A 504-nucleotide genomic window follows, 5' to 3' on the forward strand; every position below is an offset into this window, starting at 1 on the left:
GATTGGCCTTGTTTCACAGATTTCTCATTTTCAACGGTTTGTTGAAAAGCCCGTTTCAGTGAAATTATTTGCTATTTCAGCCGAATCGTGGTTTCAACGGTTCGGTGAAAGACCCTGTTGGCATCGAACGGCGGGCGGCAGAAGCGCTCGAGGCCTTTCTAGGCTCAATCCCTCAATTCGCCGTCGGCCCAATGACGCTGACTGGCAAGCCAGGCGAGGCTGATCGAGGCGTAGACATCGTCGCTGAAACCGAATTCGCCGGCCGACCGCTCAGGCTCGTGGTCGAGGTCAAAAGCAACGGGCAACCCCGGATTGCGCACCAAGTAGCCTACCAGCTCAAACGGTATCTGGATCAGACTGGCCAAGAGGGCGTGCCGATGTTCATCGCGCCCTATTTATCTGAACAGGCGCAGGCGGCATGTCGCGAGGAAGACATCGCCTATCTTGATTTCCAGGGCAACGCGCGCCTCGTTGTCGATACCATCTTCATCGAGCGCAAGGTCG

The 504-nt window shown here is 55.8% G+C and carries 1 pseudogene; it reads left to right on the forward strand.

Features of this window, described 5'->3' with window-relative positions:
• Nucleotides 1–68 precede the first annotated feature (68 nt).
• Nucleotides 69–504, forward strand: a pseudogene (locus tag RAD16_RS40690) (hypothetical protein); the annotation flags it as partial.

Source organism: Bradyrhizobium sp. 18BD (assembly GCF_054185225.1).